We start from the raw sequence: 14,253 nt of genomic DNA on the forward strand, positions 1-14,253 counted from the left end.
TCGCTTTCATCAACAGGATTCCCAGAATGGTTTTATTAAAACCGAAACCTGCCCTTTCCTTTCAAGCCAAGGAACAAATCAATCACACGGGAAAGGAATGCATATTCAATTCCATTTGAACGTCAGGAAATGCTATAATAAAAAAAGTTAAAGGGGAGAAGTGTATGAAGCTCTGTATCGGTTTATGCGACGAGAACCCGCTGCATTTGCGGATGATAGCGCAGGAAATCAGGCGCCTGGGCAGGATTCGGGAAATCGAAACTGAAATTTACACCTGGACCTGCGGCTCACAGCTGCTGCAAGAGGCTGAATCCTGCAGCATCCAGCTTTATCTTCTGGAGATCAAAATGCCGGACATGAGCGGCATTGAAGTCGCGAAGCAGCTGAATCAGCTCCAGCCTTCAGCGCAGATTATCTTCATTTCCGATTCTTTAGAGCCGGTCTGCGATATTTATGAAACCGAGCATCTTTATTTTATCCTGAAGTCTCAGCTGGCAAGGCGGCTGCCGGATGCCTTGGACCGTGCTTTAATGAAGCTGGGAAAAGCCCAGAAGGGTGTCAGCTTTATGCTTCACAGCCGCCGTCAGGTAACCCCGATTCCGCTTCATTCGATTGTGTGCATCGAAAAAGAACTGCGTAAGATCATCATCACGACCACACATGAGCGTTATGAAATGTATGCCAAGCTTCAGGATGCGTTAGCATCGCTGCCGCCGAATGACTTCGTTCAATGTCATCGTTCCTACATCGTCGCTTTCCGCCATATTGAACAAATTTGCGGCAATGAAATCCTGCTTTCCAACGGTCAGCGGCTGCCCATCGGCAGAACTTTTATGCAGCCGCTTAAAGAAGCCCTGACGCAACGGCAGTTTTCTTCCTGATTTTGTTTCTTTTGTTTGATTTATTCTTCAAATCGGCAATCATCCCATCGTAACGCAAGTCCTCTGGGTTTGTGTTTTTTTTTGCGGTTATGCTCAAATCCAGACAAGGACAAAGATCCGGACAAGTTCAGTCTTGATTTCCGGTTTTCCGCTCTGTCTGATAAACAATTTCTGACCTGGAATTTCTCTTGAACGATCCATCACAAATTCAAACTGTTCCCCCAGGCTGTCGTTGTTCCAAAACGATTCGATCTTTACGTTTCATTTTCGCTTGCCTGAAGCCGCCCTTTTGTGAATTTAATAATAAAAACGAATTTCAAGCTTGTCCACAAACCAAAAAGCAGTCTGTTTTTCTCCATCCGAATGGGAAAACAAACTGCTTTCTGTTCAATTGGTTAAAAATCGAAATTAAGCTTTCTGCATCAAGAGGTTTATGTTGTCCGTTTCCGGGTTACCCTCAGGCGGCAGCTTCTGACTGTGGAACAAATTTTTGCTTTAGTCTTTATCCGCTAGCGGCATGGGCTGAATTTCACAGACATTGTAATTCAGTTTTGTCTGATCTGCCGGATAGCGTTTATAAAACCGCGTACAGATCCGCTTCGCTGCGATATCACTGTCTTCACGCTGCCGCAGCGTCATCATGACCGCATACTGACTTTTTGAAATTCGGCAGAAAATATCACTGCTGCGCAGTTCGCTTTCCAGCACCCGGCTCAAATATTCCACCATATCTCCTTCTGGCATTGTCCCCTCGGCTGTCCGCAGGTCCAGCATGATCACATAGAAGCTCTCACGGGAACGCTGAATTTCCCGAATCCGTGCCTGATAAAGCTTCTGAAACACCGAACGGTCACAGAAGAAAGCCAGAGGTTCGCTGACATCCTCATTTAACGAAGAAATCAGTTCATCCAGACTTACGGCTTCTCCATTTTCCGCACTGATAAAATAAATCAGAGCCTGCGACTTTCCCTGGAACTCAATGCCGTATTCCTTCTGGAAGGCCGCCGCAATCTGTTCATATTTACGGATGGCTTCGCTGAACTTCCGCTGACGGATCATAATGCGCAGCATCAGATAATTGACTTGATCGTTGAACGGCTCAATCGCCAACAAGGCCTGATAAAGATTCAGCGCTTCCCCATAGCACTCTTCCTGTTCCAGATCCTCTGCCATTTTATTCGTAACGGTCAGAATTCGCTTCCATTGTCGCTCCCGTTCTTCTAAAATCCACGGATCATCCAGATCAGCGATAAACTCCCCGCGAATCAATCCGGTCAGCGCTTTCGCGTCTTCATAATCCGCACGCAGAACAATTTTATCCAGCTGCGCGATATCCAGTTCAAATTCTGCCCGTGGATTCAGGCGATATCCGCCGCGTACGGTCTGGATCCAATCCCGCCCGCTGCCACCCGGCAGCTGTTCCAGCGAATTCCGCAGACGAAATATCGCGAACTTCAGCGCATTCAGCGGGTTCCGGCTCTGCGGCCAGAAAATTTCAATTAACTGTTCCTTTGTGACTGTCCTGTCGCGATGAAGAATCAAATATGCAAAAATAGACGCGATTTGCTTCCCCATGGAAGACTCTAAATTCATTTCCTTACCTCGGACCTTAAGGCAAAAATTGCCCATCATCATAATTTTCCATTTCATGTTCATTGACAGCACCTCACATCATCAACAGTTTATCAAATTTTTAATTAATAAGAAATAATATTTCAAAATTATTTCAGGTTAGTTGAATAATAATGCCATACCGATCAGATTGACCACCCCCGCCGCGGCCGCGACTTTGACAAACGACGGCTTGGACACCTTATGATGGGCAAGTATCATGCCCGCAATCAGTCCCAATGCACCGCCCAGAAAAGCCAGCGTAAAGAATACCTTCTCCGGAACCCGCCAGCGATGCGTACAGGCACAGAATTTATCCCACAGGCACAAAAGAATTTCTGCCAGATTGACAAAGACGAAGACAAACATCCAAAACGTCATAGTACCGGCTGATCCTTCGGATCATGATTCAGCACTTCACAGCCATCCGCCGTCACCAGCACCAGATCTTCAATCCGGACGCCGCCGACGTTGGGCAGATAAATTCCCGGTTCGATCGAAAAGCACATGCCTTCCTCCACAACGATCTCATCCACAGCGCTGACATCAAACGGTTCATGGACGCTTAAACCGATGCCATGTCCGGTCCGATGAATGAAATACGGACCGTACCCAGCCTGTTCGATCACCTGACGGCACGCCCGATCGATATCACAAAATCTTACACCCGGCTTCACCGCCGCAATCCCTGCAAGGTTTGCCTGCCGAACGGTTTCATAGACTGCTTCCATCGAATTATGCCCGACGAAGAAGGTTCTTGTCATATCTGAACAATAGCCTTCAAACCGGCATCCCATATCGACGATGACCGACATGCCTTCGGTCAGGACTTTCTCCCCTGGCACAGCATGGGGATCCGCGCAGTTTTCCGCAAATGCGACAATCGTATCAAACGACGGATCACTGTCAGCCAGTTCTCTGAACGCCGCATTGATTTCCTGTTCCAACTGTTTCTCCGTCTTGCCAATCTGGATCAGTTCGCGCACCCGCGCCATCACCCGATCATTATTCAGTGAAGCCTGGCGCATTTTCGCCTGTTCTTCCTTGTCCTTGACACTGCGGATCCGATCGACAAGATTGCCGTCGACAAGGTTCAGATCTGGACGCTGCGCCATTAACCGAATCAGAAAGCCGGATGGCCAAAACTTATCTACGCCCACCTTTCCGGTTAAAAACTGGGAAACGACCTGAACGCCATCCTCCGTATCATTGTAGCGGACCAATTCAAAATCGGAGGTAAGCTCAAGCGGAAACAGCTCGTTGAGCACCAGCTTCGGCAGCCCCTGAGCCGTGATGATCAGCGCGATTAACCGCTCACCGCAGGAAAACTGGCGATGAATAAAATATTCCATAGCGCTGTGATCTGAAATCAGACACGCCTGCAGGCCTTCCTCCTGCATTCTTTTTTGAAGCCGTTCAATTCTTTCCTTCATAATTTATCCTTTCTTTTTCACGGGAGAACCCGCGTTTGATAACCTTCTCGTTGACGGCTGCACCTCGCTGCTTTCAGCACGATCCGCTGCCGTCTGTATGGTTTGACCCGCCGTCGATGTTTCTTCCGCCAGGTCATCGTTAAGCCATTTGCGGTGCGCACCCACAATCGGAATGGCATCCAGCTCGCTTTTCGCCAGCCAGAAGCAGTCCTCCGGCAGCGTTTCCTGCACCCCTTCAGCTAACCGGCCGCGGTAGCATTCCATATTCCACACCCGGTGGGAAAAGACATGTTTTCGTCTGCCGATATAATCGAGCTGTTCGGTCTGGTTTAACGGTACGGCGCTCTGCGGCAGCCGGTACAGGCCTTTCATCAAGCCATCCGACCAATCCCGGCTTATCAGAATCTCATCCTGATCATTCTCTATCCAATAAGTATACAGCTCAAGCTCAACCGGCGGCTTGGCTTTCTTTTTCACCGGATATTGATTCCACGTTCCCGTCTGACCTGCACCGCAAAACGGCGCTAACGGACAAAGCAGACATTGGGGATTTTTAGGTGTACAAACTAACGCGCCGATTTCCATCATCGCCTGGGTGAACACGGCGGGATCGCTGCCTTCCATCCAATCGTACACCTGATGCCAGACCAAGTCGACGGTCGTTTTCTTCGTGATGTCTTCCGAATACTGAAGCACCCGTGTGCTTACCCGCAGCACATTGCCGTCCACCGCCGGAGCCCGCAGGCCGTAAGCAATGCTGCCAATCGCCCCGGCCGTATAAAAACCAATGCCGGGAATTGAGCGCAGCTGTTCAATATCCGCGGGCAAAACGCCTTGATACCGCTCCACGACAACCTTTGCGCCTTCATGCAGCTTCCGCGCGCGATTGTAATAACCCAACCCCTGCCATACCTGCAGCACTTCCTCAATCGGCGCTTCAGCCAGCGCCTGAACCGTAGGCCAACGCTCCATCCAGCGCTGATAATATGGAAGCATGGAATCGATCCGCGTCTGCTGCGCCATAATCTCACTGACCCAGATCGCATACGGGTCACGGGTCTGACGAAACGGCAGATCACGATGGTGGATCTTATACCATGCACATAGTTCTTCTTCAAAATTCATTGTCTTCACCGCGCTTATTGTACCGTGTTTTCCTATAAAACTCAAACGTCACGCGCAGATTCTTCGTGTCGCTTCCGCCGAATTTTCCGCCACAGCCTGTGCATCAGCAGGCCGCCGCCGATCATCGCCAGGAAATAACTGAAATTGCCGGCCGCGGTTCCCCAAATCTGAGCGATATCGCGAAACACCAGCTGCGTGTTGGCCATCTTGGGCGAAAGATAAAACATCGACAGTTCCCCATAGTGGGAAAGAACAAGATTCAAGATTTCCGCTATTCCGCACAACACCCCGAACAATCCCAGCATTTTCACAGCGCCGGCCGCGTTGTCCTGCATGCTTTCACTGGTTCCGCACACGATCGCAATCACGATTAAAAGATCATGCCACAGAAACGAAAACAAGGTTAAAAACACATAGGGACTCAGCATATCCGAAGGATCCAGATACACTGCCACCCCACCCAAGAGGGCAAAATCCGCCAGAAATGTGATGATTGTCCGCCGGCCTTTTTTGACCATCGGCAGAAGCAGGCAGAGATACATGGGTACACTGCACAGCTGAAATGGGAAATACCACCAATTATACACACCCTGATCCACGATCAGAAAGCGGAACAGCTGCTTTGCCAGCTCGGCCAAAAGCAAAACCCACCCCATTCTCCAAAGCAGCTTCTGCTTTTGTGCTTCACTCAAATTTCTTAACCGCCAGCCGATCAACGCCGCGCACACCGCACCCGCTGCCATCGCCGCATGAAAAACACCATATGGCTGCGGCGGGTTCATCGTAAAAACAAAGATCAGAAATTGACTTCTCATTCTCATTCCTTCTTTGTCTTTATTATAACGCGCCGGTCAAACCGTGGTAAAATAGAAGCAGGTTAACAAAACAGGATGACCTGGCTTTACGTCAGGATCAGATAAAGGAGTAAATAACCATGGAAAAAGATTTACAGCAGCTGCAGACCATCATGGATCACGGAAAACGCATCGTCTTTTTTACCGGCGCCGGCACATCCACGGAAAGTGGAATTCCGGATTTCCGCAGCGTCGATGGCTTGTATCATCAACAATACGATTACCCGCCGGAAGAAATCATCAGCCACCATTTTTTTGAGGAAAACCCAAAGGAATTCTATCGCTTTTACCGCAGCCGCATGATTTATCCCGATGCTCAGCCCAACGCCGCTCACCGCTTTATCGCAGAACTGGAGAGAACCGGAAGGGGTCTGGGCGTCGTCACCCAGAACATCGACAATCTGCATACGCTGGCAGGCAGCCGGAAGGTTGCGGAGCTGCATGGCTCGATCATGCGCAACTACTGCGTTCATTGCCATCATGAGGAAGGTCTGGATTGGATGATCCAATCTGAAGATCTGCCCCGCTGTCCCATCTGCGGCGGTCTGATGAAACCGGATGTCGTTTTGTATGAGGAATCACTCAATGAATCCGTCATGGAGCAGGCGTTAACCTGGATCCATCAGGCAGACGTGCTGATCATCTGCGGTACTTCGCTGGCGGTTTATCCAGCAGCCGGCATGGTGCGTTACTTCACCGGCGATCAGTTGGTCGTCATCAATAAGACAGCGACACCGATGGACAACAACGCTGACCTGTGCATTCAGGCGCCGTTAGCCCAGACCTTGGCGCAGCTGCATGTTTAGCTTTCAAAGGCACCCGCACATCAGCCATGATGGGCCAGACCGTCTGACGCAGAAAGGCGTCCCCAATCCTGAATCCCGCTCAGCGGAGTTTTGCATCTTCCGATCGCAAAACTTCTTTTTTTATACTTGATTCGCTTAAGCCTTGAGTTTCAGCGTCCTCCTCTATTTTCTAATCGTGCCTGTTTCTTATTCTGAACAAATCAAAAAAAAGAAACAGCGGATTTTTATACCCGCTGTCTGATTAAGCTCAGCTTCCATTGTAAACGGCCTCAATCCTTGATATCATACGCGCTGTATACACGCTGGCCGTTGTAAACCTCCACGCCCTTGGCATTCAGCATTTCATCGACACTGACCAGCTGATACCCTGCTTCAATCAGCTTGGGGAGCAGTGCTTCCACGGCTGTTACCGTTTCAGCATGAATGTCATGCATCAGAACAATCGCTCCATCCTTGACTGAAGCCATCGTATTGTCCACCGTCTGAACAGGATCCAAGGTCTTCCAGTCCATCGTATCAATGCCCCACATGATGAGCGGATAAGCAGAGTTTTCCTTAACCAAGGCATTGGACGCACCATACGGCGGACGGAAATGCTTGATCGTAACCTGCCAGCCGGTCAGCTCCTGCACCAGTTCAGTTGTCCGGTTCAGCTGGAACAGCAGATTATCACCCTTCAGCTTGGTCAGCTTCGGGTGGTTATAGGAATGAGAAGCGGCCTCACTGGCGGAATTGATGACCATTAATGTCGTTTCCGGATATTTCTCCACCCGCATTCCCTGCATGAAGAACGTCGCAGCCCCATCGTAATGCTGCAGAAGATTCAGCAGCTGAGGCGTGTTGGTCGGATGCGGCCCATCGTCAAAAGTCAGCGCAACCATCGGCTTATCCGGATCAATCAAGCGCGGTGGGATCCGCACGTTGTTTTCCGGAAGCCTGCCCTGTCCCACATCCAGCAGGAAATGTTCGCCTAGATTGGAAATCGGGAATTCCCAACGATAAGCCTTCTCGCTCACCATCCCGGCCGGAAAGTTAAAGATCAGCATGCCGTCTTTCAGCGTGAAATTAGAATAATTGCCAGAATCCCACGCGGTTGCTTCAATCACCGGCAGCGTATAGGCCGCCGCTTGGGTATTCTCATCATTTTTCAGCTGAACACGCAGATTGGCCGCCAGCCATTTCAGCGCCGCTTCATCCAGCAAAGACGAAGCTTCAATCCATTGATGCTCAGCTAAATCATAGAAGTAAGCCTGCTGCCGTTCTTCTACCGTTTCATTTTCATTGCGGGCAATTGTATATTCCAGCGAAACATATCGATCCTGAGTCACATTCATCTGATAATCTGCCTTGATCATCAGCGGTTTCTTTTCTTTTTGATATCCATCTGTCTGCGTTTTCAGATCATTAAAAATATTTTCCGCATTCTGTGACAAGGCCGCAAGAAATGTACTGTCTTCACTTTGCGGATAATAGACCGCTAACAGAACATCTTTGCTTTTATCCTTCAGCACTTCTGAGGAAGCGGTTTTCGACTTCATAAACGCCGGCTCTCGATTGGATAACAGCCAGGCCCCGCCAGCGGCGATCAAGGCCAAAGCAGCAACCGCGATCACCATCAGGATCGCCAGATTGCCTTTATTGATCCGACGGCTTCTTTTTCTTCTCTGTGTTTTCATTGGCTTGTGTTGTCCTTTCAGTACGGTAGAAAATGCCTACCCTTATATAAGATCATTGAAGCTCTTCAAAAGTTTAAATTTTTATCTTTCTTTTTTATTGTAGTCCGCATTGCGGCCGATCAGACATTTTTCATATCCCGAACTGTCTGTATGTTCATTTTAGCTAAAATAACAAAAGAACTCAATGACAACGACTTTACGAAGTCTTACAAATTCATGACGGCTTCCGTCATGAATCAAAAGCTGCTTACTTCAACACTTCAACAATTAAGTCGGCAGCGATAAAAAAACAGGAGAATCTTGTAGAATTCTCCCACTTATGATGAGGCGTTGTTTAGTCGCAGAGCCTGCGGAAATTTTGGATACGCTCAGCATCCAGCTGATTCTTAGCCAGTCCGTCAATCCGCGCAGCGCTGGAAATATGTACGTCTTCGGCGCCGATCGTCTTTAAAATCTGAATGCTTTCCTGATTGATGCCGCCCGCAAACGTCGTCTTGATGCCTAAGGAAGCGGCATAGTTCATCATTTCCTGAACACGGTCAATTTCCTGCACTAAATCCACAGCCTGATAATTGCTTAAAACACGTTGGATCTGCGGATAACGGGCTAATGTCTGCAGTGCTGCTTTCTGATCTTTGGTCTGATCAAAGGCCTTGTGGAAAACAATCGGCGTATCACCGCAGGCCTCAACAAGCTGTTTCAGAACGGCTTCGTCAATCGTTTTCTCCGGTGTCAGACAGCCCAGCACGAAGTGATCAGCCAATCCCCGCTGATTTTGGATATCCGCAATCATCTCCGCTACGTCATTTTCGGAATAAACAAAGCCATGGGCATGCGGGCGGATCATGCAGTAGGCTGGGATTGGAGCATGATCATGAACCCCTTTGACCGAACCCCAGGTTGGCGTCAGCGCTCCTTCCGTAATGCCGCTGACCAGTTCCACGCGGTCGGCGCCGGCCTGCGCTGCCAGCAGCGTTTCGTCAAGGGTGGTGGTCACAATTTCTAGTCGCATTGTTGTACCTCTCTTTCTGCTTCTATTCTATCACTTTTTATTCGTTGTTAAATATATTTTTATGAATTTTTTATCCAATGTCATTCCCTTCTCGGCTTCTGATCATTCGCTAAACTCCTGCAGCCAGTTTGGATGCAGACGGCATAGACAGTCCCGGATTCATCGATTCTTGACAGTGCCATTATTTTCATCGATTTCAAGCTTGATCTCAGAATATAGATGTACTATCATATAAATAGATGTACCATCATCCATAATCATCAAACCGTGAAGGAGGAATTACTCATGAAGGATAAAACAGCGCGTCAGATCACCAAAATTGCCCGCGAGGTCAGCAAGTTTACGACCCGCACATTAAAGGCTGAAGGAATCGGGGCAGCCGAACTGGATTTCATCCATGTTGTGCGGAAGAATCCGGGAATTACTCAAGCCGGCGTCCGCAGTGTGCTGGGCATTGACAAAGGAGCCTGTGCACGCCGGGCTGCCAATCTGGAACAGAAAGGCTATCTCATCCGAACCCCCAGTCCTCAAGACAAACGGGCTCAGTGCTTAACGGCAACGCCAAAAGCCGATCAGCTGAAGCAATCCAAGGCGGCCATTGAAGCTGAGGTTTATGCGTGGCTGCTGGAAGAATTCAATGAGCATGAAGCTGACTTGTTCGCCGCCCTGCTCAACCGGCTTTATCTTCACAGCAAGGCTGAAAGTCAAGCTAATTTTGCGCATCTGTCCGAGCGGCTAAGGCAGAAGCAGGGGCAATAACGGATGTTCCGCGCTTCCAAGGTGAACCGCCGGCCGGATCGGCTGAGCACTTATTTCTTATCCAACTCCGCCGTGTTGGCAGGGATCGCCCTGTCCGGTATTCTTTACAACGTCGGCTTAACGGCCGGACCGTTTTTTGAGGGTCAGCTGGCTCAATGTCTGATCGCCGTTATGGCCAAGGAGAAGACCGTCGGGGATATGGTCAATCTGGCAGGCTTGTATTTAGCCGTAATCCTGCTTGTCCAAGGCTCCCGCTGCCTCAAGCGCTTTTGGGTTCGCCGGCTCGCCAACAACACCGCCCGTTCGATGCGCCGGGTGCTGTACCGCAATCTAGTTTATCAAAATCCGGCCGTTCTTGGCCTTGATGAAGCCGGAAGTCTAATGACCAAAGCGATCGGCGATGTCGACGCCTGTGCGGAGGGCATCCGCAAATTCACAACGGAAATCTTTGACACCGGGGTTGTCATGATCGCCTACTTAGGCATGTTATGGTATTACGATGCCCGGCTGACGCTGTTGGCCTGTCTTTTCACACCGCTGGCTTATCTTCTGGCTCAGCGGCTGAAAAGACCGATCACCCGCAGCAGCGCCGCTTACAAAAACAGTGTCAGCCGGCTCAACGGCATGGCCCTTGACCGAGTGACCAACGCTCTGACCTACCGCGTATTCGGCTGCGAAGCCCAGCGTGATGAAGCCTACACCAGTCAGTTGGCGCAAGTGGAGAAAAATGCCGTGGTTTCCAGCGCTTGGGAAAACGCGATGCAGCCGCTGTACAACGTCATCGCCATGACCGGCGTGCTGTTTGTGCTGATCCGCGGCGCGCAGAATGTTCTGGGTCAGGGTTGGGCTGTCTGGGATATCGCAGCGTTCACAACGTATCTGGCCTGTTTTTCACGGCTGGCGTTAAAAAGCTCGCATGCGGCCAAGCTGTTCAATGCCGTTCAGAAAGCCCGCGTTTCCTGGCAGCGGATTCAGCTGCAGCTGCAGCCGGTTTCTGTCCCGGAAGCGCAGCTCGACGCGTTTACCGCTCCAGCTTCACTGAGCGTGGAAAAGCTCAGCTTTGCCTATCCTCACCAACCACCGCTTTTTTCCAATGTTTCTTTCAAAGCCCAAGCAGGAGAAATCATCGGCATTACCGGGCCGCTGGCCTGCGGAAAGTCCACTTTCGGCCGGTTATTTTTAGGCGAGCAGGACTATACCGGTCGCATCTTCATCAACGGACTGGATCTCGCAGAACAAAACAACGCTCAGCTCAGTCAGCTTGTCGCTTATGCCGGGCATGATCCGCAGCTGCTCAGCGATACGATTGCGGAAAATATTACCCTGGGTGAAGCGTTTGACTGCCAGCCCTGGTTAACCGCCGTCGCTTTATCCGAAGAAGTCAACGCTCTGCCGCAGGGAGTCCAGACATTCATCGGCGCACAAGGCTCACGTCTTTCCGGGGGTCAGCAGGCGCGCTTAGCTTTGGCCCGCACGCTGGCCCGATCCCGGCCGCTGATCATTCTTGATGATCCGTTTTCAGCCGTGGATCCTGCCACAGAAGCAGAAATTCTGCAGCAGCTGCGGATGCTAGCCCAGGATCGTATTGTCTTTCTGATCTCCCACCGGCTGACGCATTTTCCAGACTTCGATCAAATTCTCTGGCTAAGTCAGGAGAAGGTACAGGTATCCAGCCATGAAGCGATGCTGAAGACCAATTCAGCCTACGCCCAGCTATTTGAAAAACAACAGCGAAAGGAGGAGAAGACTAATGAATCCCACTGAACTGAAACTTCATCTGCGCCGCAGTGTTGTCACGGTCCTGCGCCGAAACTGGCTGCTTGTTTTGATGTTGGCGGGCGTGATCTTGGCGGGAACCGCAGTTGCTTTGGTTCCGCCGCTGGTGCTGGAGCGCGTCATCAACCAATTGACTACCGGTCAGGCAGTTCTATTCTCTCTGGCTTTCGCGTACTTCATCTTTCTCGCTTTGGCAGGCATATTGGAATCGCTGCAGACCGTGCTGATCACCCTGATCGGTCAGAAGATCACCCGACAGGTTCGCCAGGATCTCTGCGCCAAAATCCAGCTTCTGCCAGCTTCCTACTTTACCCAACAGCAAGCCGGCAAGACGGTTTCCCTGTTTGTCAACGACGTTGAGGCCCTCAGTGCGCTGTTTGACAACGGCGTTCTCAGCATGGCTGCCGACGCTTTAAAAATGATCGGCATCGGTGCGATGATCTTTACCCGCAGCCTTGGCCTGGGATTTCTGCTTTTGGCGATCACGCCGCTGTTATTTGCCTTAACCCGGCATTTTCAAAAACGCATGCTTAAAGCACAACAGACGCACCGCTCCGCAATCGCCCAGGTCAACAACGCAGTTCCGGAGACCCTGCGCTGTCTGCGGATGATCCGGACGTTCAACAAACAGAATTATATGGAAGAGCGCTATGACAAGCACTTGCAGACAAGCTATCAGAGTCTGGAAAAGGCCAACTTTTATGATTCCGTGTATTCGCCGATCATCGTTTTCAGCAGCAGTGCTGTGATCGCTGTGATGATGGTGCTGGCCTCGCTTTCCGGAAATATGCAGCAGCTGTTCGGGATGTCGGTCGGCTCCGCCGTGGCCGTCATTGCTTATGTCGGCAAGATCTTTACCCCGCTGGAAAACATCGGCATGGAAATCGAGAATATTCAGTCCGCCGTCGCGGGCATAGAACGAATCGAAAGCTTCTTCCAGCAGCCTGAGCGGATCCTGCCAACACAACAGCTGGATCTATCTGCCGCTAATCTGACTCAGCCGGTCTTGTCGCTCAGTCACGTCACCTTTGGCTATCAGCCCGAAGAACCAGTTCTGAAAGATCTTTCGTTCTGCATCAACAGCGGTGAAACCGTCACACTGATCGGCCGCACCGGAGCTGGAAAAAGTACGATCTTCAGACTTATTCTGGGCCTGTATGCACCCCAGCAAGGCACGATTGAGATTGCTGGGCAGCCAGCCGATCAGCTCAGCGACAGTCAGAAGCGTCGTTTATTCGGCTATGTAGAACAAACGCTGCATCCTGCCGACGGTACGGTCGGCGATCAGATTTCCCTGTTTGATGCAGCCATAACGGATCAGCAGATCATCGAAGCTGCGGAGCTTGTCGGTCTGGCAAGCGTCATTGAAAAGCTGCCGCAGAGATATGCTACCCCTTGGAATCCAGCCCTCTTTTCGCAAGGGCAGATTCAGCTTCTGGCGATTGCCCGCGCGATTGCGGCCAACCCGCGGATTCTGCTTCTGGATGAAATCACAGCCAACTTAGACAGCGGCACAGAAGCCCTGGTGATGGAAGCCCTGCAAAAAGCTTCGGCGAACCGCACCGTTCTTTCCATCTCCCATCGGCTTTATCAGCAAAGCAAAACCGGCCGTTTGATCACGATTGGATGATAAGAAAAGGATCAGGGGCAAGCCTGATCCGATCCACTTCTATACCTGATATAAAAATCTGAGCAGCAATATTTCCACAGTTCTGTTTTCAAATACCGAATAACACGTTTTCGAGGTTTTCTACCCTGCTGATATTACACATTTTCGAGGTTTTCGGGATTCTCTGATCTCTCGTCAAGCCTTTCTGCCCCTCAAAAGTTCCTTAACTTACAGATTCAACTATAACCCAAAAGCCAGGTTGAAGAAATTTTCTCATTCAATCTGGCTTTGATTTTTCCTCTTTTGATCTTAGACTTATTCCTTCGTCTCTTGATCCTGTCCGTCGATCGGGATTAAGTAATTGAGCAGATTTTCCGGAAAAATATGTTTTATATAGAAATCAAGCAGCGGGCCAACCAGCAGGATTAAAAGAAAACTGATCAGGATGACAAGAATCCGATTGTGATTTAAGGGAGAATGGATCACATTGGCGATTACGAAGGAAATCACGAAAATGATTATAAGACCGACATAAGTCCTTTTCCTTAACAGCTTTTTTAGCTCGTCATTCGCCTTATACACTTTGCCCTGATAGAGAATCGTGCTGTTCACTCCCATCTTTTTCACTCGATTATCAAGTTCTTTCTGATCCGCATTCATGTTGATTCCTCTTGCTTTACTCAATTCAATTATAGCGTTCATTGCAGCGAA

Annotated in this window: 13 protein-coding genes; 5 read left to right on the plus strand and 8 right to left on the minus strand. The window is 50.0% G+C overall.

Annotation, left to right across the window (positions count from 1 at the left end; genetic code table 11):
• The first annotated feature begins 164 nt into the window (after positions 1 to 164).
• A complete protein-coding gene (locus MCG46_RS15615; RefSeq protein ID WP_240280791.1) occupies positions 165 to 881 on the plus strand; it encodes a LytR/AlgR family response regulator transcription factor in 717 nt (238 codons plus the stop codon).
• Between the two features lie 495 nt (positions 882 to 1,376).
• Here the strand turns inward: MCG46_RS15615 and MCG46_RS15620 are convergent, their stop codons facing one another.
• The 5 genes from MCG46_RS15620 to MCG46_RS15640 all read right to left on the minus strand — a co-directional run bounded on the left by MCG46_RS15620 (position 1,377) and on the right by MCG46_RS15640 (position 5,865).
• A complete protein-coding gene (locus tag MCG46_RS15620) occupies positions 1,377 to 2,537 on the minus strand; it encodes a winged helix-turn-helix domain-containing protein (protein WP_240280792.1) in 1,161 nt (386 codons plus the stop codon).
• A gap of 75 nt (positions 2,538 to 2,612) precedes the next feature.
• On the minus strand, positions 2,613 to 2,873 hold the full coding sequence (locus MCG46_RS15625; RefSeq protein WP_154238352.1) for a DUF1294 domain-containing protein: 261 nt from the start codon (positions 2,871 to 2,873) through the stop codon (positions 2,613 to 2,615).
• Entirely contained in the window at positions 2,870 to 3,925 is a 1,056-nt protein-coding gene (locus MCG46_RS15630) for a M24 family metallopeptidase (RefSeq protein WP_240280793.1), read from the minus strand. The genes MCG46_RS15625 and MCG46_RS15630 overlap by 4 nt, the downstream gene beginning before the upstream one ends.
• Before the next feature lie 3 nt (positions 3,926 to 3,928).
• Complete coding sequence (mutY, locus tag MCG46_RS15635; protein ID WP_240280794.1) at positions 3,929 to 5,050, minus strand: A/G-specific adenine glycosylase; 1,122 nt, start codon at positions 5,048 to 5,050, stop codon at positions 3,929 to 3,931.
• A gap of 41 nt (positions 5,051 to 5,091) precedes the next feature.
• The gene (locus MCG46_RS15640; RefSeq protein ID WP_240280795.1) at positions 5,092 to 5,865 is read right to left on the minus strand and encodes a YwaF family protein; all 774 of its coding nucleotides are present in this window, start codon (positions 5,863 to 5,865) and stop codon (positions 5,092 to 5,094) included.
• Between the two features lie 119 nt (positions 5,866 to 5,984).
• Between MCG46_RS15640 and MCG46_RS15645 the strand changes: the two genes are divergently transcribed.
• Positions 5,985 to 6,710, plus strand: coding sequence for an NAD-dependent protein deacylase (locus MCG46_RS15645; protein WP_240280796.1), 726 nt, complete (start codon positions 5,985 to 5,987; stop codon positions 6,708 to 6,710).
• A gap of 269 nt (positions 6,711 to 6,979) precedes the next feature.
• Here MCG46_RS15645 and MCG46_RS15650 read toward each other — a convergent pair whose 3' ends face one another.
• Together MCG46_RS15650 and MCG46_RS15655 are read right to left on the minus strand one after the other, a co-directional pair.
• Complete coding sequence (locus tag MCG46_RS15650) at positions 6,980 to 8,386, minus strand: polysaccharide deacetylase family protein (RefSeq protein WP_240280797.1); 1,407 nt, start codon at positions 8,384 to 8,386, stop codon at positions 6,980 to 6,982.
• A 334-nt stretch (positions 8,387 to 8,720) separates the two neighbouring features.
• Complete coding sequence (locus tag MCG46_RS15655; RefSeq protein WP_240280798.1) at positions 8,721 to 9,398, minus strand: copper homeostasis protein CutC; 678 nt, start codon at positions 9,396 to 9,398, stop codon at positions 8,721 to 8,723.
• A 285-nt stretch (positions 9,399 to 9,683) separates the two neighbouring features.
• Here MCG46_RS15655 and MCG46_RS15660 point away from each other — a divergent pair, with 285 nt between their 5' ends.
• The 3 genes from MCG46_RS15660 to MCG46_RS15670 are packed head-to-tail and all read left to right on the plus strand — an operon-like array spanning position 9,684 to position 13,563.
• The gene (locus MCG46_RS15660) at positions 9,684 to 10,157 is read left to right on the plus strand and encodes a MarR family winged helix-turn-helix transcriptional regulator (protein WP_240280799.1); all 474 of its coding nucleotides are present in this window, start codon (positions 9,684 to 9,686) and stop codon (positions 10,155 to 10,157) included.
• Between the two features lie 3 nt (positions 10,158 to 10,160).
• Entirely contained in the window at positions 10,161 to 11,921 is a 1,761-nt protein-coding gene (locus MCG46_RS15665) for an ABC transporter ATP-binding protein (RefSeq protein WP_240280800.1), read from the plus strand.
• On the plus strand, positions 11,908 to 13,563 hold the full coding sequence (locus MCG46_RS15670; RefSeq protein WP_240280801.1) for an ABC transporter ATP-binding protein: 1,656 nt from the start codon (positions 11,908 to 11,910) through the stop codon (positions 13,561 to 13,563). The genes MCG46_RS15665 and MCG46_RS15670 overlap by 14 nt, the downstream gene beginning before the upstream one ends.
• Before the next feature lie 294 nt (positions 13,564 to 13,857).
• On the opposite strand, the gene MCG46_RS15675 is transcribed toward MCG46_RS15670, so the two are convergent.
• Positions 13,858 to 14,202, minus strand: coding sequence for a hypothetical protein (locus tag MCG46_RS15675; protein ID WP_240280802.1), 345 nt, complete (start codon positions 14,200 to 14,202; stop codon positions 13,858 to 13,860).
• Between the last annotated feature and the right edge of the window lie 51 nt (positions 14,203 to 14,253).

The organism is Holdemania massiliensis (assembly GCF_022440805.1).
GTDB lineage: Bacteria > Bacillota_I > Bacilli_A > Erysipelotrichales > Erysipelotrichaceae > Holdemania > Holdemania massiliensis_A.

Excerpts from the sequence above, each read along its gene's own strand:
- MCG46_RS15630 (WP_240280793.1), bottom strand. The coding sequence starts at position 3,925 with ATGAAGGAAAGAATTGAACGGCTTCAAAAAAGAATGCAGGAGGAAGGC.
- MCG46_RS15670 (WP_240280801.1), top strand. The coding sequence starts at position 11,908 with ATGAATCCCACTGAACTGAAACTTCATCTGCGCCGCAGTGTTGTCACG.
- MCG46_RS15660 (WP_240280799.1), top strand. The coding sequence starts at position 9,684 with ATGAAGGATAAAACAGCGCGTCAGATCACCAAAATTGCCCGCGAGGTC.
- MCG46_RS15650 (WP_240280797.1), bottom strand. The coding sequence starts at position 8,386 with ATGAAAACACAGAGAAGAAAAAGAAGCCGTCGGATCAATAAAGGCAAT.
- MCG46_RS15640 (WP_240280795.1), bottom strand. The coding sequence starts at position 5,865 with ATGAGAAGTCAATTTCTGATCTTTGTTTTTACGATGAACCCGCCGCAG.
- MCG46_RS15645 (WP_240280796.1), top strand. The coding sequence starts at position 5,985 with ATGGAAAAAGATTTACAGCAGCTGCAGACCATCATGGATCACGGAAAA.
- MCG46_RS15665 (WP_240280800.1), top strand. The coding sequence starts at position 10,161 with ATGTTCCGCGCTTCCAAGGTGAACCGCCGGCCGGATCGGCTGAGCACT.
- MCG46_RS15615 (WP_240280791.1), top strand. The coding sequence starts at position 165 with ATGAAGCTCTGTATCGGTTTATGCGACGAGAACCCGCTGCATTTGCGG.
- MCG46_RS15655 (WP_240280798.1), bottom strand. The coding sequence starts at position 9,398 with ATGCGACTAGAAATTGTGACCACCACCCTTGACGAAACGCTGCTGGCA.
- MCG46_RS15620 (WP_240280792.1), bottom strand. The coding sequence starts at position 2,537 with ATGAACATGAAATGGAAAATTATGATGATGGGCAATTTTTGCCTTAAG.
- MCG46_RS15625 (WP_154238352.1), bottom strand. The coding sequence starts at position 2,873 with ATGACGTTTTGGATGTTTGTCTTCGTCTTTGTCAATCTGGCAGAAATT.
- MCG46_RS15675 (WP_240280802.1), bottom strand. The coding sequence starts at position 14,202 with ATGAATGCGGATCAGAAAGAACTTGATAATCGAGTGAAAAAGATGGGA.
- mutY (WP_240280794.1), bottom strand. The coding sequence starts at position 5,050 with ATGAATTTTGAAGAAGAACTATGTGCATGGTATAAGATCCACCATCGT.